Origin of the sequence: Pseudoalteromonas aurantia 208 (assembly GCF_014858725.1) — a bacterium.
GTDB lineage: Bacteria > Pseudomonadota > Gammaproteobacteria > Enterobacterales > Alteromonadaceae > Pseudoalteromonas > Pseudoalteromonas aurantia.
Window position 1 is genome coordinate 1053782 of the sequence record NZ_AQGV01000012.1, and the last position, 19783, is coordinate 1073564.

General features: G+C 40.6%; 20 protein-coding genes. 13 read left to right on the forward strand and 7 right to left on the reverse strand.

Annotated elements, in window-relative coordinates:
- The first annotated feature begins 44 nt into the window (after positions 1–44).
- The 5 genes from PAUR_RS08480 to serS are packed head-to-tail and all read left to right on the forward strand — an operon-like array spanning position 45 to position 6413.
- The gene (locus PAUR_RS08480) at positions 45–2732 is read left to right on the forward strand and encodes a DNA translocase FtsK (protein ID WP_192507335.1); all 2688 of its coding nucleotides are present in this window, start codon (positions 45–47) and stop codon (positions 2730–2732) included.
- Positions 2732–3382 carry an outer membrane lipoprotein chaperone LolA gene (gene lolA / locus PAUR_RS08485; RefSeq protein WP_192507336.1) on the forward strand — a complete coding sequence of 217 codons (651 nt, stop codon included), beginning with the start codon at positions 2732–2734 and terminating at the stop codon, positions 3380–3382. Before PAUR_RS08480 ends, lolA begins: the two co-directional genes overlap by 1 nt.
- A 6-nt stretch (positions 3383–3388) precedes the next feature.
- Positions 3389–4729: a replication-associated recombination protein A gene (locus PAUR_RS08490; protein WP_192507337.1), complete on the forward strand. Its 1341-nt coding sequence runs from the start codon at positions 3389–3391 to the stop codon at positions 4727–4729.
- Positions 4722–5102 carry a fluoride efflux transporter CrcB gene (gene crcB / locus PAUR_RS08495; protein WP_192507338.1) on the forward strand — a complete coding sequence of 127 codons (381 nt, stop codon included), beginning with the start codon at positions 4722–4724 and terminating at the stop codon, positions 5100–5102. The genes PAUR_RS08490 and crcB overlap by 8 nt, the downstream gene beginning before the upstream one ends.
- 9 nt (positions 5103–5111) lie before the next feature.
- Positions 5112–6413: a serine--tRNA ligase gene (gene serS, locus PAUR_RS08500; protein ID WP_192507339.1), complete on the forward strand. Its 1302-nt coding sequence runs from the start codon at positions 5112–5114 to the stop codon at positions 6411–6413.
- Between the two features lie 88 nt (positions 6414–6501).
- Here the strand turns inward: serS and PAUR_RS08505 are convergent, their stop codons facing one another.
- Both PAUR_RS08505 and PAUR_RS08510 read right to left on the reverse strand, forming a co-directional pair.
- Positions 6502–6651, reverse strand: a complete 150-nt coding sequence (locus PAUR_RS08505; protein ID WP_192507340.1) for a hypothetical protein — start codon at positions 6649–6651, stop codon at positions 6502–6504.
- 344 nt (positions 6652–6995) lie between these two features.
- Entirely contained in the window at positions 6996–8618 is a 1623-nt protein-coding gene (locus PAUR_RS08510; protein ID WP_192507341.1) for a methyl-accepting chemotaxis protein, read from the reverse strand.
- A 209-nt stretch (positions 8619–8827) separates the two neighbouring features.
- Here PAUR_RS08510 and PAUR_RS08515 point away from each other — a divergent pair, with 209 nt between their 5' ends.
- From PAUR_RS08515 to PAUR_RS08525, 3 genes are read left to right on the forward strand one after another with little or no spacing between them, the layout of a single operon-like run.
- On the forward strand, positions 8828–9898 hold the full coding sequence (locus PAUR_RS08515) for a porin (protein ID WP_192507342.1): 1071 nt from the start codon (positions 8828–8830) through the stop codon (positions 9896–9898).
- Positions 9899–9909: 11 nt separating this feature from the next.
- Positions 9910–10317 carry a type 2 periplasmic-binding domain-containing protein gene (locus PAUR_RS08520; RefSeq protein WP_192507343.1) on the forward strand — a complete coding sequence of 136 codons (408 nt, stop codon included), beginning with the start codon at positions 9910–9912 and terminating at the stop codon, positions 10315–10317.
- 46 nt (positions 10318–10363) lie between these two features.
- The gene (locus PAUR_RS08525) at positions 10364–11134 is read left to right on the forward strand and encodes a substrate-binding periplasmic protein (RefSeq protein WP_192507344.1); all 771 of its coding nucleotides are present in this window, start codon (positions 10364–10366) and stop codon (positions 11132–11134) included.
- Between the two features lie 88 nt (positions 11135–11222).
- Here the strand turns inward: PAUR_RS08525 and PAUR_RS08530 are convergent, their stop codons facing one another.
- The 5 genes from PAUR_RS08530 to PAUR_RS08550 all read right to left on the reverse strand — a co-directional run bounded on the left by PAUR_RS08530 (position 11223) and on the right by PAUR_RS08550 (position 15849).
- On the reverse strand, positions 11223–11639 hold the full coding sequence (locus PAUR_RS08530; protein WP_192507345.1) for a VF530 family protein: 417 nt from the start codon (positions 11637–11639) through the stop codon (positions 11223–11225).
- 79 nt (positions 11640–11718) lie between these two features.
- Positions 11719–12735, reverse strand: a complete 1017-nt coding sequence (locus PAUR_RS08535; RefSeq protein ID WP_192507346.1) for a tetratricopeptide repeat protein — start codon at positions 12733–12735, stop codon at positions 11719–11721.
- An 83-nt stretch (positions 12736–12818) separates the two neighbouring features.
- Positions 12819–14459, reverse strand: a complete 1641-nt coding sequence (locus tag PAUR_RS08540; protein ID WP_192507347.1) for a methyl-accepting chemotaxis protein — start codon at positions 14457–14459, stop codon at positions 12819–12821.
- Between the two features lie 207 nt (positions 14460–14666).
- Positions 14667–14918: a TIGR03643 family protein gene (locus tag PAUR_RS08545; RefSeq protein WP_192507348.1), complete on the reverse strand. Its 252-nt coding sequence runs from the start codon at positions 14916–14918 to the stop codon at positions 14667–14669.
- Between the two features lie 94 nt (positions 14919–15012).
- Positions 15013–15849: a M61 family metallopeptidase gene (locus tag PAUR_RS08550; protein ID WP_225738316.1), complete on the reverse strand. Its 837-nt coding sequence runs from the start codon at positions 15847–15849 to the stop codon at positions 15013–15015.
- Positions 15850–16024: 175 nt separating this feature from the next.
- Here PAUR_RS08550 and PAUR_RS08555 point away from each other — a divergent pair, with 175 nt between their 5' ends.
- The 5 genes from PAUR_RS08555 to PAUR_RS08575 all read left to right on the forward strand — a co-directional run bounded on the left by PAUR_RS08555 (position 16025) and on the right by PAUR_RS08575 (position 19732).
- Positions 16025–16423 (forward strand): hypothetical protein, encoded by a 399-nt coding sequence (locus tag PAUR_RS08555; protein ID WP_225738317.1) that lies wholly within the window; start codon positions 16025–16027, stop codon positions 16421–16423.
- 123 nt (positions 16424–16546) lie between these two features.
- Entirely contained in the window at positions 16547–17212 is a 666-nt protein-coding gene (locus PAUR_RS08560) for a GntR family transcriptional regulator (RefSeq protein ID WP_192507350.1), read from the forward strand.
- A 66-nt stretch (positions 17213–17278) separates the two neighbouring features.
- On the forward strand, positions 17279–18379 hold the full coding sequence (locus PAUR_RS08565; RefSeq protein WP_318782602.1) for a M24 family metallopeptidase: 1101 nt from the start codon (positions 17279–17281) through the stop codon (positions 18377–18379).
- A gap of 7 nt (positions 18380–18386) precedes the next feature.
- Positions 18387–19322 carry an ornithine cyclodeaminase family protein gene (locus PAUR_RS08570; protein ID WP_192507351.1) on the forward strand — a complete coding sequence of 312 codons (936 nt, stop codon included), beginning with the start codon at positions 18387–18389 and terminating at the stop codon, positions 19320–19322.
- Positions 19319–19732, forward strand: a complete 414-nt coding sequence (locus PAUR_RS08575; protein ID WP_192507352.1) for a hypothetical protein — start codon at positions 19319–19321, stop codon at positions 19730–19732. Before PAUR_RS08570 ends, PAUR_RS08575 begins: the two co-directional genes overlap by 4 nt.
- The last annotated feature ends 51 nt before the right edge of the window (positions 19733–19783 follow it).

Genomic DNA, 19783 nt, shown 5'->3' on the forward strand with positions numbered 1-19783 from the left:
CTTAAAATGATGATTAAAAGAATAAAATAGAGGAATACGCTCGTATGCGTTTAAATGGTATACAACGCCTCCTTGAAACTGGCTTAATTATAAGCACCGCTGCTGCCATTTTCATTTTATGCGCGTTGATCAGTTATGATCCCGTCGATCCGTCATGGTCTCAAACCGGTGAGTTTATAAAAGTTAAAAACATAACTGGAACTGCGGGTGCGTGGATTGCGGATATATTATTGCTGAGTTTTGGGTGGCTTGCCTTTTTAGTTCCCGCGGTTATCCAAACGTTTGGATATTTGTTATTTAAAAAGCCACATAAAATACTACAATTAGATTATACCACGTTGGGTTTGCGTGTTATTGGCATGACTTTATTTGTGGCGTCAGCGAGTGCCATAAGTAGTATTAACTTCGACGATATTTTTCAGTTTCCATCAGGCGGCTTTATTGGCGACGTTATTGCCGATGCGATGATGCCTGCATTCAATTTTACTGGGACCTCCATTTTACTATTGTGTTTCTTTTTTGCCGGATTAACCTTACTAACTGGGGTTTCGTGGGTCGAATTTGTTGATTATTTGGGTGAAAAGGTCGTTTGGTTCTTTAAATGGTTGTCAAAAAAGCTCTCACAAAGCGCTTCTGCACATAGAGTCAATGAAGTTAACGCTGTGTCTGATGAGCAAGTAGAGGGTGTAGTCGATTTAGCTACACAAAAGTCAAAAGCAGAGCGAATACCGCCAAAAAATGAAAATGATGTTGATATAGGAATAACTGAGTCAGTTAGTACAGAGTCAGATGAGCAAGCAGGTGCTGATAAAGAGCTCGAAAAAAATGCTGAAAACGAGTCAACTCATCCCAAAACTCGAAAATTGAAAGATAAATTATTTGGCAACAATAATACAAAGAATAATGAAGAATCGACACCGGCTGTTCATATAGAGCCTGAAGTAATTGAAGGCGCCTCGGTATTTGATGAACTTGATAATATATTAGAGCAAGAGATTAACTTTTCAGCAATTGATGATGAGGGGTTTGATACGGCGGCTGCATTAAATGCCCTTGATGAATCAGCAGCCCCCGTTGTATCACGGGAAGTACCAAGAGAAACAACCGTGATATCTCCTGCTCGACCAATAAAACAAACGGTAAACCATACTGAAGCGCAAAATGTAGCTTCTCAGTATGTGCCACCCCCAACGGCTAAAGAACAGTTTGAAGCATTGCTAGAAGAGCGGCCGCCAATGGCACCGCTGCCTTCGTTAGAATTATTAGATAGGCCAGACAAAAAAGAGAACCCTATTTCTAAAGAAGAACTAGAGGCTGTTTCTAGGTTGGTAGAAGTAAAGTTACTTGATTTTAATATTCAGGCAGCCGTTGTGGGGGTTTATCCAGGTCCGGTTGTAACACGCTTTGAACTAGATCTTGCACCGGGTATTAAAGTGGCGAAGATCACTGGTCTTGCAAAAGATTTAGCTCGTTCATTGTCAGCTGTGAGCGTACGAGTTGTTGAAGTGATCCCTGGTAAAACTTATGTCGGTTTAGAGCTCCCCAATAAGCATCGTGAAATCGTGCGCCTATCTGAAGTTATCGGTGCGCCAAAATTCACTGATAATGAGTCACCTCTAACCATGGTTTTGGGTAAAGATATTGCAGGTGACGCTGTAGTGGCAGATCTTGGCAAAATGCCACATTTACTTGTTGCGGGTACAACAGGCTCGGGTAAGTCAGTGGGCGTTAATGTCATGATATTAAGCTTACTGTATAAATCACCGCCTGAAGATGTACGAATGATCATGATTGACCCAAAAATGTTGGAGCTATCAGTATACGAAGGGATCCCCCATTTGTTATGTGAAGTTGTGACAGATATGAAAGAAGCGTCTAACGCATTGCGTTGGTGTGTAGGGGAAATGGAGCGCAGATATAAGTTGATGTCTGCGTTGGGCGTTCGAAATTTAAAGGGATATAACCAGAAAGTCAAAGACGCTAAAAACGCAGGCCATCCGATTTTAGATCCGCTGTTTAAAGACACTGATGGTATGGCGTCTGAAGCACAAGAGCTGGATAAATTGCCGAGTATCGTGGTCGTTATTGATGAGTTTGCCGATATGATGATGATTGTTGGCAAAAAAGTGGAGGAACTTATAGCACGTATTGCGCAAAAAGCCCGAGCAGCTGGCATACACTTAGTGTTGGCAACGCAAAGACCTTCAGTTGATGTCATAACGGGTTTGATAAAGGCAAATATACCGACACGAATGGCGTTTCAGGTTTCGAGTAAAATTGATTCGCGAACCATACTTGACCAACAAGGCGCAGAGAACTTATTAGGTATGGGTGATATGTTGTATTTGCCACCTGGTACCAGTGTACCTATTCGAGTTCATGGCGCATTTGTTGACGACCATGAAGTACATGCGGTGGTGAGTGATTGGAAAGCACGTGGCAAGCCCAATTATATTGAAGAAATATTGTGCGGAGATGCGACAGAAGATATTTTATTACCTGGAGAGGCACCAGAAAATGCCGATGATGAATCTGATCCACTTTATGACGAAGCGGTTGGGTTTGTTATTGAAACCGGTAAAGTATCGGTGTCGAGCGTGCAGCGTAAATTGCGTGTAGGCTACAACAGAGCGGCGCGATTAGTGGAACAAATGGAAACATCTGGTGTGGTTAGTTCACCAGGTCATAACGGTGCCAGAGAAGTTTTGGTGCCAAAAGGTGGAGTAAATTAATGACCTTTCAATCTAAAGTTTTAAACTCTTTTTTAATCAAACCAACAGTACTTGTTGTTGGTTTGATGTTAAGTTCACAGTCTTGGGCCGACGCAGCTGGTGACTTAAAAACCAAATTGGCGTCGATGAATAGCTTTAAAGCACAATTTTCACAACAAGTAAAAGACGAACAAGGTGAAGTACTGCAGTCTGGGGCAGGTAATATTGCATTAGCTCATCCATTAAAAATACGCTGGCAACAAGCCTCGCCAGATGAAACATTGTTTGTTTCTGATGGAAAAAAAACATTTTACTATGATGCGTTTGCTGAGCAAGTAACGATAATGAGCACCAATGGGCTTATTGATACCACACCCTTTATTTTATTAACGACACGTGATGAAAAACAATGGCAAAAGTATCAAATTAGTAAAACTAAAAAAGGATTTAGAATAACACCGAAGACGGGTGTTGAATCGCAAGTTGAAATATTGGATATTGCGTTTACCGCGTCAGATACCTTGCAGTCAGTCAGCGTCACGGATGTGTCAGGTCAAATATCAGAGTTTGCTTTTAAAAACAGTCAAATAAATGAAGTGCTAACGGACAAACTGTTCAGCTTTGAGATCCCTGAAGGGGTGGTAATCGATGATCAAACAAGCAGTGAGTAGTGGATTGTGACAAATCTTGGTTTTGACTTTGCACCAGATGTAAGGCCATTGGCTGCGCGTATGAGGCCTACAAACCTCAATGAATATATAGGGCAAAATCATATTTTAGATCCAGCGCTACCTTTGTATCAAGCCATACTTTCAGGCCGTTGTCATAGTCTAATTGTTTGGGGTCCTCCGGGTGTTGGTAAAACCACACTAGCGGAAATTATTGCCCATCATGCGGATGCTGAGTTGACGCAACTTTCGGCTGTGGCGGCAGGTGTTAAGGATATACGCGATGCCGTGAATCTAGCCAAGGAGCGGTTAATGCAAGGAAAACGTACTTTGTTGTTTGTTGATGAAGTACACCGTTTTAATAAATCACAGCAAGATGCTTTTTTACCTCACATAGAAAATGGCACCTTTATTTTTATTGGAGCAACGACAGAAAACCCCAGTTTTGCGCTTAACAATGCAATTCTATCTAGAGCCCGTGTTTATACGCTAAAAACATTAACAGATTCAGAACTTGAAAGCGTACTATCACGCGCGATAGTAGAGGACAGTCAGTTGAGTCAATTGGAAATTCATATTGACTCGTTGGCCGTAAATGCGCTTGCAAAAGCCAGCGGGGGCGATGCCCGTAAAGCACTTAATTTACTTGAACAAGCGGTTGATTTAGCGCAGCGTAACGACAATAACGTTTTTATTGATTCCGCAGTGTTGACCCACATCTTACCAACCCATTTGGCAAAGTATGACAAAGGTGGCGATATTTATTATGACTTAATATCTGCTTTTCATAAGTCTGTCAGAGGAAGTAGTCCAGATGCCGCTTTGTATTGGCTGTGCCGTATATTAGCGGGAGGTGGCGATGCGCTCTATGTCGCTCGTCGCTTACTTGCAATTGCAACAGAAGATATAGGTAATGCGGACCCAAGAGCAATGCAAGTGGCGTTAAATGCTTGGGATATTTATCAACGAGTAGGCCCAAGTGAAGGCGAACGCGCTATTGCACAAGCGACTTTGTATTTAGCCAGTGCCCCCAAAAGCAATGCTGTTTATGTTGCATTCAAACAAGCGAAAGGGGATGCAACGACGGATGCAGACTTTCAAGTTCCCGCTCATTTACGTAATGCTCCGACGGCGCTTATGAAAGAGTTAGGGTTTGGTGAAGAATACCGGTACGCGCACGATGAAACTGGGGCATTTGCAGCCGGGGAAAACTATTTTCCTGCAGAGATTAAAGATAGAACTTATTATGAGCCGACTGATAGAGGGCTAGAAAAACAAATAAAATCGAAATTGGAATATTTACAGCAACAAAATTTGCAAAGTAATAGAAAAAGATATCAAGATGATTAAAATGTACCTTACAATAGCACTTGGCGGCGCGCTTGGTGCGTGTTTACGGTTTTTCATTAGTGATATGGCCTTAAAACTGCTAGGAAGGGGATTCCCTTTTGGCACGTTGACCGTTAATATTCTTGGTTCACTGTTGATGGGTATATTATATGGTCTTATCGAAAAACAAATAATTACTGTAAGCCCAGCTAAATCCTTACTCGGGATTGGCTTTTTAGGCGCATTGACAACGTTTTCAACATTTTCGATGGACTCTGTGTTGTTATTACAACAAGGGCACATTATGAAAATGGCTCTTAATGTCACACTCAACGTGGTTGTGTGTATTTTTATGGCTTGGTTAGGCCTTTGCTTGGTCATGCAAAAAGGTTAGAAATAGCAAATGTTAGATTCAAAATATTTACGTCAAGACATTACAGAAGCAGCTGCACGCTTAGCAAAGCGTGGCTATGATCTGGATGTAGTAACAATAAATGCGTTAGAAGAACAGCGCAAAGCACTGCAAACAAAAACTCAAGAATTACAAAGTGAACGAAATAGTAGCTCCAAAGCAATTGGCCAAGCGAAAGCCAAAGGTGAAGATGTTCAGCCGTTACTTGATGCTGTTGCAAACCTTGGAGACCAGCTGAGCGCTGCAAAAGCAGAGCAAGATAAGATCTTGGCTGAGTTAAACAATATAGCAATGACGTTGCCAAACTTACCAGCTGAAGATGTACCTGAAGGTAAAGATGAAGATGAAAATGTTGAAATATTGAAGTGGGGTGAACCTAAGCAATATGACTTTGAGCCGAAAGATCATGTTGACCTCGGTGAAGCTTTAGGTAAGGGCTTAGATTTTGAAGCTGGTGTGAAACTTACCGGCTCTCGTTTCACGGTAATGCGTGGTGGTATTGCCCGTATGCATCGTGCGTTAGTACAGTTAATGCTAGACACTCACGCAGATAAAAACGGCTATACAGAGATGTATGTGCCTTATTTAGTTAATAAAGATAGTTTACTAGGTACAGGTCAACTACCAAAATTTGCTGAAGATTTATTTCACACGAAAGGATTGGTTAGTGATGATGGTGTTGAACAGGATGGCTTTAGTTTGATCCCAACAGCGGAAGTGCCGCTGACCAACTGTGCGCGAGACGAAATTTTTGACGAAAAGGAGCTGCCAGTAAAAATGACAGCCCACACTCCGTGTTTCAGAAGTGAGGCCGGCAGTTATGGCCGTGATACACGAGGCTTAATCCGTCAGCACCAATTCGATAAAGTAGAACTTGTTCAGTTAGTTAAGCCTGAAGATTCAATGGCCGCTTTGGAAGAGCTAACCGGTCATGCAGAACAAATTTTGCAAATACTGGAGCTTCCTTATCGCAAGGTTGTATTGTGTACCGGTGATATGGGCTTTGGCGCGTGTAAAACTTATGATCTTGAGGTTTGGTTGCCAGCACAAAACACCTACAGAGAAATTTCTTCGTGCTCAAATATGTGGGACTTCCAATCTCGTCGCATGCAGGCTAGATTCCGTCGACAGGGTGAAAAAAAGCCAGAGTTGCTACATACCTTAAATGGTTCTGGTTTAGCTGTTGGCCGTACACTTGTTGCAATTTTAGAAAATTATCAACAAGCCGACGGCAGTATTATTGTGCCTGAAGCGTTACGTGGTTATATGGGTGGTTTAGACCTAATCAAGTAATAAAAGCAGCGCATTTGACGGGCTTAAGCCATTCGTTTAGGCCCGTTTCAATTCAACTTCTTTCATATCACTTTTAGATTAACTTCCTTTAAAACTCTTCACTATTATTATCTTTGTTCATTTCTACGGATGACAGCAGCATGGTTAAATCGTTCGCAGAGTAAGAGACTAGTCGATTAAAATACACATCAAAAATGTCATTTTTGTGGGTGTGGATAACAGTAATATCAATACGCATTATCTATAACCAACTTTTTCCTTGTGATTATACGATGTTTATCGTGCAAATAGAGTGTCTATGTTTAATGTGATTGATGCAGCCTGACACTTAGGTAATCAACCTCAGCTCTAGATAAGCGAATTTGCCCAATAAAAAACTATTTTTCTCACTCTCGGCGTTGCTTTCATTTGTAATAGCCCGCTATTACTGCATAAAAGCGCCTTGATATTGAACAAAATATCATCATTGGGTTGTACCTAAGTTTGTTTTCAAAATATTTCCTATTCCAAAACCCTTATCCAAACCTGAGATTAATTAAAACCCCAGATAAAAGTACTGGGGTTTTAATTAATAAAAATAGGCTAAACTTTGAACTTAGATGTAGAGTCGAGCAGGTTGTCAGATAGCTTATGTAGATTTTGAGCTACATCACCAACTTGAGAAAGGGAGTTCATTGTTTCTTCAAAAGAGCTATGCATACTCGATACGTTATCGACCACCATTGCGGCAACAGATGTTTGTTCTTCAGTGGCCGTTGCAATTTGAGAGTTCATACCGTTGATGGCTAAAATTTGTTCAGAAATTAACTGTATTGATGTCCCTGTTGCTTCGGCAGCCTGAGCATTGTTTGTTGCCATATCTCTTGCGCTATTCATTGCTGTAACTGAATCTGACGCTGCGACGGTCAAAATACTGATCAGTTCGCGTATTTCGTTGGTTGATTTAGCTGTACGAGATGCAAGCTCTCGAACTTCATCAGCTACCACCGCAAAGCCTCGGCCTTGCTCACCGGCTCTGGCAGCCTCAATAGCTGCGTTCAAAGCAAGTAGATTGGTTTGTTCTGCAATTGAGGTGATCACGTTTAAGATTTGAGTAACATTTTGGGTGTCGTCAGCAAGCTTGTTGATTGTATTTGCTGCCTTATTAATTTCCTCGCTTAAATCCTGAGACTGAGCCACAGATACATTGATTTGTTTCATACTTTCATCAACTGCATTTTCCGCGAGCTCAGCAGCTTGGAATGCATTTGCTGCAGACTGTGAAATATCCCCAACGCTTTGTTTCATTTCCTCCATAGATTGACGCACAACTTCAGCGTCACTCGATTGTTGTTGGGTGGCGTGTTCTGCAGATTGCATACCTTCAACGAGCCTTGTTGAGTTTTGTGTAAGTGGTTCAACAACGGCTATCACGTCAACGACAGTTGCGCGTAACAAGTTTACAAAAGCGTTGAAGTTGCGAGAGACTTGACCAATTTCATCGGCAGAGTGCACAGTTAATTGAGAGCTCAAAGAACCTTTCCCTTCAGCGAGTAAGTTCAAATTCCCGGCTGCCTCTTTCGCAGCAGAACTGATCCCCTTTGCAATCATGACAGCCAGCATAATAACAATAATTAAAGAAATAATCGTGACGATAAACATTTTCGTCAGTGCGCTATCAGCATTAACTTTGGTATTATTGATCAGCTCGAAAAATCGCTCATCAGCTCTTTTTTGGTCACTGCTGAGCTGAGCCATCACTTCGTCAAACAAATCACTTTTTTGTTTTGCTTTTTGAGGAAGTGTGGCAAAGTCTGCTGTTCCATCGATCATGCTATTCGCTATGTTTTTTGCGATAACCTCATACTTTTTAATATCATTGATGGTACTCGTTGTTGGAAAATTACGATTAAGTGCTGGTATTTCTTCTAAATTATCAAGCAACGTCTCGCTCATTCCCTCTGCTTTATCAATCAATTCGGCATCACCAAAGGTAACTGATTGCGTGTAGGTTTCATCTAACGCCTGCATCGTTGTCACATTTTTTGATGTGAGTATGAGGAGCTTATAGGTTTGGTTTTCAAGCTCATCCAATGAGTGCTGATTTGCTTGCATAGAGTTGTAGTTAATCATAACCAGTACGACAAATGCCGTCACAGCCACGATCGTTATTGCGTGTATCTTTTTGGAGATACTAAGATTTTTTAAATGCAATAGTGAAGACATATAACACCTTATTAGCTAACAATATTACAACATATTAGTTGTGATATACGACCAGATGAGTCGGTCCATAAGGCTGAGTGCCTATATCGGATGTATCCATCATCTGAGTAAAGCTTAGTCCCAATCCAATTTTTATCAATAAAACTTTCTTTTTCGGATGTTTAACTATACTTAGCTCTGCCAATAACACTAGATTAGCGGAGCTATCTATGAAATTAAAATCAACTCTCTTGCTCGCAGCGTTGACTTCAACAGCGCTTCACGCAGAGGTAAATATATCTGGGTTTGCAAGTATTAATGGTGGTAAAGTTTTAAGTGGAACAGGGGTTCCTCAATTCGGTTTAGAACCCACATTTCTTGCTGACTATCCAATTGTTAGTGCATATAAAGAGGATTTCTCATTTTCGCCAGAATCACTGATAGGCTTACAAGTTAGCGGTGATTTAGGAGATGGTTTAAGTGTAACAGGGCAAATTGTTGCACGTGGTGCCAATGACTATGACGCGGAGTTTGAATGGGCATATGTGTCTTACGATATTAACGATAATTGGACAATTCAGGCAGGTAAAAAGCGCTTACCCTTGTTCTATTATTCAGATTTTTACGATGTAGGCTATGCTTACGTTTGGATGCGCGCGCCTGCTGATAATTATACTTGGCAAATATTCAACTATGAAGGAATAAACGTACTTTATAACGGCTCAATTGGAGATTGGGGGATATCTGCAAACGTTTATACAGGGCGTGAAGATGATGGCGAAAACAAACTTCTGTCCGATTTCTTTTTTCAAACACCAACGCGAGAAATCTGGGAAGATATTTTGGGGGGGGTGGTACAGTTAAGTTACGATTGGTTAGAGCTACGATTTACCCATATGCAATATACCAACAAACGATTCCGTAACGGTGAAGCGAGCATGTGGGATGGCAAAGACTCAAGAGATGGCAAGTTTTATGGGCTAGCTGCTAATGCTGACTTTGGTAATTTCTTTATCTTATCCGAATTTAACCGATTAGATCTAGGCGGCAATTTAGATACCTACATGATTAGTGCTGGGTATCGGATCAATGATTTCACCCCATATGTGATGGTTTCTAACTTTGAAGGTGAAGGTCAAGATGCAGAAAAACACGATACGCAAGCTGTCGGTGTGCGGTGGGATTTCCACCCATCAGCGGCATTTAAAGTTCAATATGATAAAGTTAACGATGACTCAGTATCACTGGCCGTTGCAGGTGACAGTAAAGCGCTGACACTTGGTATCGATGTGGTTTTTTAGGAGGATAGATCATGAAAAAGTTAACATGTTTACTGCTATTAACCGGTGCAATCAATGCATATGCTGATGTGTCTGTTATTGTTCATCCAAGTAACGGAAGTAATTTTGAGGCTTCGACAATTAAGCGTATTTTTACAGGTAAAGAGAAGTCTTTTTCTAATGGCAATAAAGTTATCCCAATTTCGCAAGGAGCGGGGAGTGCGGTAACCGATGAGTTTAACGACAAAGTGTTGAATAAATCTTCAGCGCAACTTAAAGCGTATTGGTCTAAATTAATTTTTACTGGTAAAGGAACGCCGCCAAAAGAGGTGTCGAATGATGCCGAAGTGCTGAAAATGATTGCCGCTAACCCTGATACAATCGGATTTGTTTCTTCAGGTGCTGTGACAGATCAAGTTAAAGTAATTAAGCAGTTTTAAGGTACTGTGAGGAAAAGCGGCGTCGCTTTTCCTCGTATCTAAAGCTATGCCAATCATTACATATATATTTAAATTTAGTATTGCAACTTTGCTTTTGTGTGTTTCATTTGTAAATACAGCGAAGGAATGTATTGACCCAGTTAAAGTGGGTTTTGTGGTAGAGTGGCCTCCGCTCACCATGTTGACTGCATCTGGAGCTGATGGTTTAGATGTGAATATCGCAAAAATGGTTTTCAAGCAATGGGGGCAGTGCACATTTTTTGTAAAACTGCCCTCTTCAGCTCGCAGTTTTAATGAACTTGAGCGCGGCTCCGTGGATGTTGTTCTGATGACCAGTTATACGAAAGAAAGGGCCAAACTCGGGCTCTATTCCGCGCCTTATCGCACAGAAAAAATGCGACTATTTTCAATTAATTCACCGGTTAATATCACTTCTTTAGAACAAATTCTAACTCAAAACATTCGTATTGGTGTGAGCTTAGGCTCGTATTATGGAGAAGAAGTCAAAGATTTGGCTAATCAAGATAAATATCAAGAGCAGTTTATTGCGATTGCGAGCATTAAACGCAGAGCAGAGCTTTTAGCGATAGGACGAGTTGATTACATTATTGAAGATAAGATTACAGGTCAATACATAGCAAGTAAACTGGCACTAGATAAGTTGAAAGTTTGGCCATATCCAGTACATGACAATGATGTGCACTTTCTACTTAGGAAAGAGCGTTTCACCTTAGAGCAAGTTGAAGAAATTAATCATATTATCAAAAGTTTAAAGCCTAAAATTGATGATTTAGTGAAACGCTATGAGCAAGGGTGAAAGGTGAGGTTATTGCTAAATATTGCTGCTTTTATAAAGCGTAACATTAATACAAAAATAAGCTGGGCAGCTGCCCAGCGATACATGATTAGTTACCCCAGGGGTTTTGTGCAGATGAACGTTGCTTTCTTGTACGGGCTCTATCTTTAGCCGCTTTTTTTTCTTGGATACGTTTTGCATCCGAAAAGCTTAACTCGCACGGTGTGCCTGGTACATGACCTTCAGGAATAATACGGTCGCGTGGGGGCAGTTCGTATTGTACATCATCAGGCTTAGGTAGGTTTTTTAAGCGGTACAGGTAAAAATTTTCCACTTTTTCTTGTGCCCATACTGTTTTTTTTAAAAACTTTACGGTTGATTCGGTACTCGGGTTATTTTTAAAACAGTTAAGCTGTAAATATGCATGAAGAAGCTCCCAACCATACTGCTCGACAAGTTCGTTAATCACTTGGTCAAGTTTAACACCGGTTAATGGATTGCTCCGGTATAGATCTTTGTTGTTCATCTTTGCTCACTGAGTTTTTAAATAAATTAATGTAATTATAAGTACTATTTATGATTATTGAAACCGTTATAGCAGTAATTCACTGGGCCTGAGGTGAGCATGAGAGTTCAATAGGAGCACGTTTGCCAGTGCTAACTATTTTGTTGATAGGTAAAGGGTAGACTTGGTCCCACGACGCGCTTAATTCTTTATGGTCAAACAATAATACAAACTCGGCAATTGACGGTGCAATTTCAGTCGTGACTAACATGGACATATGTGTATTTAATCTGTCAACCTCATCAGTTGCTAATAATGTGCCATCACCGCGCGTGCGAAATACGAGTAATAGCCAATTTAGATACTCAATAAAGTCAGCTTTTCCACTGTGTGTAACGGTTTGTTGTATAGCGTCTTTGTAACGCGCAAAGCTTTGCCAATCTTGTTGTTGGGTCATGATGTACAAAAGGTTTAAACCAACACTTGACGACAGCAAGGTATCATTCTCTAAATTATGAATTTTTAGCGCTTTTTTATACATAGACTCGGCTTGTTCATAGTCTTTCTCAAGTAGATAAAAGTTACCGAGGTTGTTATAAACTCCTGCTTTTACAGTTTGAGTGCTGGCGCGAAGTAGTGATTTTTGGAGTAATGTGACCGCTTCTTCATGTTGTCCGGTATAACGATATACAACGGTCAAATTACCAACTACTTTGGTATAGTCACGGGCTGTTGCAGCCCAATTAAGTGCACATAAGTTCAAATATTTTGCATAGTCATAATCACCTATTCTGCGATGATGGATGGCCATTGGTACGAATATGCGAAAATGGCTATCTGTAGCCGTATCAAGCCAGCGGGTCTGAGTAATGATACCCAGTGAATGTGAGATGAGTTGGCTATTATTAGCTCGAATCGCGGCTTCTAGTCCAGCCAAATGCAGCTCCATTGAACCTTTTGAGGGGATGACTGGAATGCGGTCTATGATTTCTTCATAGTATTGCAGCGCTTTATTTGGTGCGGTTCGGTTAAGCGATTTAATTTCATTTAGCGCATTAAATAATGGTGCAGGAGAAAGCGTCATTGAAATAACCCAAGGTATCCAATTCAATCCCATAGTCTATCCAATTATGTTGTTTAGACCCAATTATAGTGGAAAAAAGACGCCTGAATGCTTATTTAGATTTCAGGCGTCGAATGTTAAATTTTGAAGTAGTCCACTTCCCCTTTAAGCTGACTAGATAGGTTATTCAGCGAATCTACGGCTTTTTCATTATTTTGCATTGAATGAATAGCGTCTGATGACATCGCGGATATTTGTTCCATCGCAGTGGCTATATCACTGACTACATTAACTTGATCCGAGGTGGCCTTGGCGACTTCTTTTATTCTGTTAAGTGAATCTGCAGCCTGCTCTTCAATATTAGCGAGAAGCTCGCTTGCTTTAGTTGTACGTTCTTTACCACTTTCCACTTGGGGTTGGGTTGTTTCCATTGCTGATACGCTGGCCGCTGTCTCGGTTTGCACTTCAGAGATCATTGTTTCAATTTGTGAGGTTGCCTCACCTGTTCTCTGTGCTAGCTGCCTAACTTCGTCGGCGACAACGGCAAATCCTCGGCCGGTTTCTCCGGCGCGGGCCGCTTCAATAGCAGCATTGAGCGCTAGTAAGTTGGTTTGTTCAGAAATGCCACTGATCACATTAACAATACCGCCAATCTCTTTGGTTCTTTCTTCCAATTTTTTTACTTGGTTTACTGCTTCATCAACTGTCGTGGCAATTTTTTCCATTTCTTGGGCTGCATCGAATACGAGCTCTCGACCTTGCTTGGCATTGTCAGTTGTCATTGACGAGTTGTTTTCCGTTAAATGCGCTATTTGAGAGACTTGATCAATACTGTGGCGCATGTCAGAGAGCTTAGATGCCGTATCGGAAGTTAAGGATGCTTGTTGGCGGGCCGCGTCTAACACAGAAGCTGAACCTTGAGCGACATCATTGACTTGCACTGACACATTTTGTGATGCAGTGACGATGTTGCGCACTGTGGTTGTGAGTGTTTTACTCATTTCGGATAAAGAGTGGAGAATACTGCCTGTAGGGTGATCCGTATTAGTATGTGTTAAGGAACCATTGGCCATAGCTTTTATGGCTTGTTCTGCCTCAAACGGTTCTCCTCCCAAGGAAGATCTAAAGCTACGCTCTATCATAAGCCCAACGAAAATGGATATTGCGATGGCAAGTGCACAAAGGGACAACATGAGCTCTTGGAAGCCACCTGCAACGGAGCGAGCTTCAGGGGTCAACTGCTGGTTTTTAACTTCTTGGAAATCGATAAATTCATTTATTGCATTTAACCACTCAATAAACGCGGGACGGGCCGAGTCTAAAATGGTTGTCGTCATGACCTCTCCACGGCGTTTATCATTAATGATACTTTCAATCAGAGGTAAGGTTTGTGATTGGATCTTATCAATGTTATTGAGGATGCGCAGTTCATCTCTGGAAAAGTGTATGCCGTCTCTTTGCATTTTTGACATCTTTTCTTCAGATTCTAAATAGAATTCGGCGAGTTCTTTAATTTCGTTTTGAAAGCGTGTTATCTCTTGAGGTGAACGTGCCATCGCGATATCTCTGATTGCAATAGCTCGGTCGTGTACACTGCCTCGGTAATTTATGGCATAACGTTGTTTAACAGAGTTAACATCGGTAATCTCTGCCAACGTGTGATCAATAAAGTTAACTTTAATGATACCCATTATAGTGAGTAGAATCAGCAAGCTTAATATAAAGCCAAATCCTATTCCCAATCGTGTTTTTACTTTTAAAGTTGATAAATAGTCCAATTTGATACCCATATAAGATTGAATGAAGCGCAACTAATTGTAATCTTAGCAAAAGTGTTGCAATTATAGTGTAATAGACCGAAACAATCTTTTTTAAATTGCATTCTGAACTCAAAATGAATGCTTTGGTGTTGTTCAGAGGCAATCCATCTGTAAAAAAGCCAGCCAATAATATGAAGCGCCATTGCACTGGGCTTTTTTGGGAGACTATTTTAATTTGTATTGAGTTTTACAGTGGCTACGAGTTACTGTTGTAAGGCGCAGGTGAAAGTGCTTATTTTTGCGACCTCGATGTCTTTTTCTCCATGTAACAAAACTGCGACGAGACAGGTGGTTTTGCATAAACTTAGTTAATTGAGGCTCAGATAACCCATATAGATTATCAATTGCTTCGTAAGGAGTACGATCTTCCCACGCCATTTCAATTATTCGTGAAATGTCTGGTTCTTTATAATTCATCGCTCTACTCTTTATATAAATATTACCATATACGAAAGAAGTGCCGATTCGGGGCAGTCATTGGCTGCTTTTAGTCATGATATTTTATCATTTATTAATGCCTCAACTGATCAATTTGAGTTCGGGTAATGATTGGAAAGTCTTTTCTGTGTATGTATTTACGATATAAGTTTGTAAAAACAGCACTGTGACTTAACTGATCAAGCTTACTAATAAAGTGGTTAGTATCTTGGGTGGGGTCTTTGCGGTATAGTTGATATTGCTTGATCAGTTGAGCAACTGAGGGCGCAGATGGTGTTTTGGATTTTAGCGCAATTTCAGCTTCAATAAAAAATGCTACACCACTCCAGTAGACTCTTTGCTGTGCGCGTAGTGACCACATGTTACTTGATACGCTGGATAATTTGCCTTGCTTACTTTTAGTTTGTTGTTTCCCTCTTGAGAGGCCAGACCATAAGCGATTCTTAAAATCATGGTAAGAAATAATGCCATTTTCTAACATGGTAATATTTTGCAAGTAAGTGGCTAACCCTTCACTTATCCAAAAGTCTTCGTAGTTTAATAGTGGATGATACAAATGGGCAATTTCGTGATAGAGCGTCCAATCTTTTTTTAAGGTAGATTCTGCTGCGTAGCGGTTGAAGTGTAGCTCAATACCGTCAGGGTTACCTCTATTTACTGTTGCCCAAGGAACTGGCTCAAATGCAAAGTATCGTGGTTTTAATTTAACGGGGACATAATCTTGGGATAATGGTCCCAATGTATTTTCGCTAGCCAGTACGCCATATTCTATCCAAGATTTAACAACAGACTGTTGTTGAGTAGACAGCGCATCAAAGTTTTGATACTTCAATTCTATACTGAGTGCCTCACGTGAAATAAAAGTGATAGAAAGCACCAGCATGAGAAGTTTGTTGAGGTTCATATACATTATTTTTCGCTATTGTTAATTGAACTACGACTAATTAATAATAGACCTGTGTTTTATATAAAAATTACATTATATTGAGAGCTTGCTTAGTATATGAAAGTATCTCAAGTGATAAAATTGATGGAATATGCTCTAATATCTTGGTTGTTTTTTAATAAAATCAATAGGTTAATTTATGATAAGGTTAAAGCTAGGGCTGGCAATGGTTGTTTTAAATATCAATGTTGTGATAGCAAATCCATTAATAGGCACGTGGCAGTTTGTTAAAGGAGAGTACGCAACTGATAAAGGGCTGGTTACAGCACGCGCGCCTGAGTTAAGTTCCGTAAAGATAATTTCAAAAAGTCACTTTAGTTACATAACACAAAATAACGGAAAATTTTTGTATGCAGGAGGTGGATCGTACCAATTGGATAATACCCATTTCACCGAGCACGTTGAATATGGCAATGTAAACAATTTGATAGGTAAGTCGATGGCATTTACGTATCAAATAGAGCAAGACTTGTGGCACCATACACTTCATAAAAATGGTAAACTGGTTGAACGAGAGGTTTGGCAGAAGATAAATTAAGCCAGCGCGTTGTAGCTTAATAATAATTAAATCATACAGCATTTGTGATGTTTATCCGTCAAATGTAGCAGCAATAGCTGATATATGTATAATGTATGCTAAATGCAAAATATAGGGGCACTCATGGGAATTGAGCATAAAACACGTACACAACTTGTCGCAGAAGCAATAAGAGAGAAAATTCTTTCAGGAGAAATTAAAGCCGGCGACCCATTACGTCAAGCTGCGTTAGCGGACGAGTTAAACGTGAGTCGCATTCCTGTTAGAGAAGCCTTGTTACAACTTGAAGCAGAAGGGTTAGTTAATTTTGAAGCGCATAAAGGTGCAACGGCGACAATGCTGAGCGCAGATCAAATTGATGAAATCTTTGATTTACGGGCATTGCTGGAGGCTGAGCTATTACGTCATTCAATCGCTAATTTAACGCCTCGAGATTTACTTGAAGCTGAAGCTATATTATACGACTTAGAAGAAGCCACAGAAGCTGGTGATACACAATTAGCAACAGGTAAGCTTAATGCCGAGTTTCATGTAAAGTTGTATAGCAGAGCGAATCGTCCGCAAACGGCGGAGTTAGTTGCTATGTATAGCAAAAATTCAGAGCGTTACGTGCGCATGCATATATTATTGGCGGGTGGTATTAAAACCGCACCGGAAGAGCACCGTACTTTACTTGAATTGTGCAAAACCAAAGATGCAGAAAAAGCATGCCAGTACTTGAAGCTGCATATTAGTGCTGCCAAAGATGACATTAAGCAATTATTACTAAAAACAGAGCAAACAAAATAACAAATATGTGAACTTATTGAATATTTAATATTGTATGCAATTTAATATTGCGCTATGTTGTGTCGCATGGAAAACGACTCTAATAGCGCAATGATCTCAAGGTACACTTCTCGACAATCCAAATTTAATCAGACTTTGAACGACAGTAAGCTCAATAGCATGCTGGTGTTTGGCCCTGAAAATATTAACTATTTAACAGGGTTTACCGGTAACGCAGCATATCTGATTGCTAGCCCAAAAAAATACATTTTAATCACAGATTACCGTTACTTTGAGCGAGCTCAGCAAGAGTGCCAACATTGCGAAATTGTGTGCCGAGATCGCAGCAGTGAAACATTGGGGGCGTGTATTCAACGTTATTTACCCAGCGGCGATACAGGATTTGATGCTGCGTATATTACAGTGAATTTATGGCAAGAAATCGCAACCACACTAGATAGAGTACTTAGGCCGATAACAGGTCTGATAGAGCAACTTAGAACGGTAAAATGTGAATGGGAAGTCACAAGCATTAAAAAAGCGGCTGCAATAGCTGATCTTGCACTTGCTGACATGTTAGGACATGTGCGTTTAGGCGTAACAGAGAAAGAACTTGCCACTGAGCTTGACTACAAGATGCAGAAGCTGGGCTCTGATGGTGTTAGCTTTGATACAATACTATTATTTGGGTCTCGTAGTGCATTGCCTCATGGTAAGCCTGGCAACACACAGCTTAAAGAGGGTGACATGATCCTCATTGACTTTGGCGCTGTGGTTAATGGATATCGCTCAGATATGACCCGCACCTATGTTTATCAATTAGCAACAGCTAAGCAACAGCATATCTATGATACGGTTATTGCGGCGCAAAATAGCAGTCTTGAACTGGTTAAATCAGGCATAAATTGTATTGCATTGAACGCAGCGTCAGAACACGTTTTATTTGGCGCAGGCTATGAGGAATATGCAGGTAAGGGGCTCGGACATGGTTTAGGGTTGCATTTGCATGAAACACCATTTATCACACCGAAAACAGATTTTGTATTACAGGCTGGAAATGTAATTACGATAGAGCCTGGGATATACATTCCAGAGTTTGGAGGTGTCAGGATTGAAGACGACATTTTGGTAACGCACGAGGGATTTGAGTGTTTAACTCATGCACCGAAACAATTTATAGTGGAGTAACAGAGATATGCATATCATCTCAGAGCAACAAGTACACAGCAGTTTAAATTTTAAGGCTGTGATTGAAGCGCTAAAAATAGGATTTGCAAAGCCTGCTGGTACGCCACCAAGACAGGTGTTTCCTCTTACAGAAGATGCGAACAATCATGATGCTTTTGCGGTGTTACCGGCATGGAACAATGAAGTCATTGGGGTTAAGTCATTCACTTATTTTCCAAGTAATGCAGAAAAAGGGTTTAAAAGCTTATACTCGAAAATTATGCTTTTCGACAGACAACACGGTGAACCATTAGCCTTGATTGACGGTACAAGCGTGACGTTTTGGCGCACCGCAAGTGTGTCTGCTTTAGCATCTTCTTACTTGTCTCGCCCTGACAGCCGTCATTTGGTATTTTTTGGCTCCGGTAATTTGGCACTTTATATGATAGAAGCGCACTTGTCCGTACGACCGATAGAAAAAGTGACCTTGGTTGCTCGTGATAAAGCAAAAGTAGCATCATTAATTTCAACACTTTCGACTAAGTTTAAAGGTATTAAATTTATATCTGGAAATGCAAACGAAGCGACAATAAACAGTGCAGATATAGTCAGTTGTGCAACTGGATCTCATGAACCACTTTTTAATGGCGCTTGGTTAAAGCCTGGAGCCCATGTTGATTTGATAGGTAATCATCATAAACAATACAGAGAGTGTGACTCGATAACGGTTACCCGCTCTAAATTGTTTGTAGATAGCCGCGTAAACGTGCTTAATGAAGCGGGGGAAGTACTCATTCCGATCTCGGAAGGACTGATCGATAGCGCGTTTGTTGTTGCTGAACTAAGTGAGCTACATGATGTCAGTTTTGTACGTTCAGGTGATGATATTACTGTGTTTAAATCAGTCGGGATGGCGTTAAGTGATTTGCTAACGGCGCATTTAGTGTATAGGTTGGTTTTATGAGCTGGCTATTGGTTTTAGGCGCAGTAATGCTGGTTATGGCGTCGTTATTATACTGGCAAGGTAAAAGAAAGCGCTTAAAAAAACGCGTGTGGCGACAAGTACAAGTCAATAATTTAATAAAAGTGAAGCAGCATAAAACGGGTCCGATGGAAATGTTGTCTGAGCAAAGTTTATTAGTTGAATTTACTTTTTTAGATAAACAATATAGTTGTCAAACTGCTTATAGAACCCAGTTATGTGACTCATTTAGTGCCAACGAACCTACGTTTATTTTGATTGACCCGGATAACCCCACCCAGTGTTATTACAATGCATGTCAACAAACAAAATTTGCAAAGCTATGGTTTATTATGTCACTGGGTGTTGTGTTATGTGTGCTGCTAAGTAATACCCTGCCGATCATACGCTAGCCTTGAAGGTTGGGGTAATTGAAATAAAATACAGTGTGTTTATTTGCACCT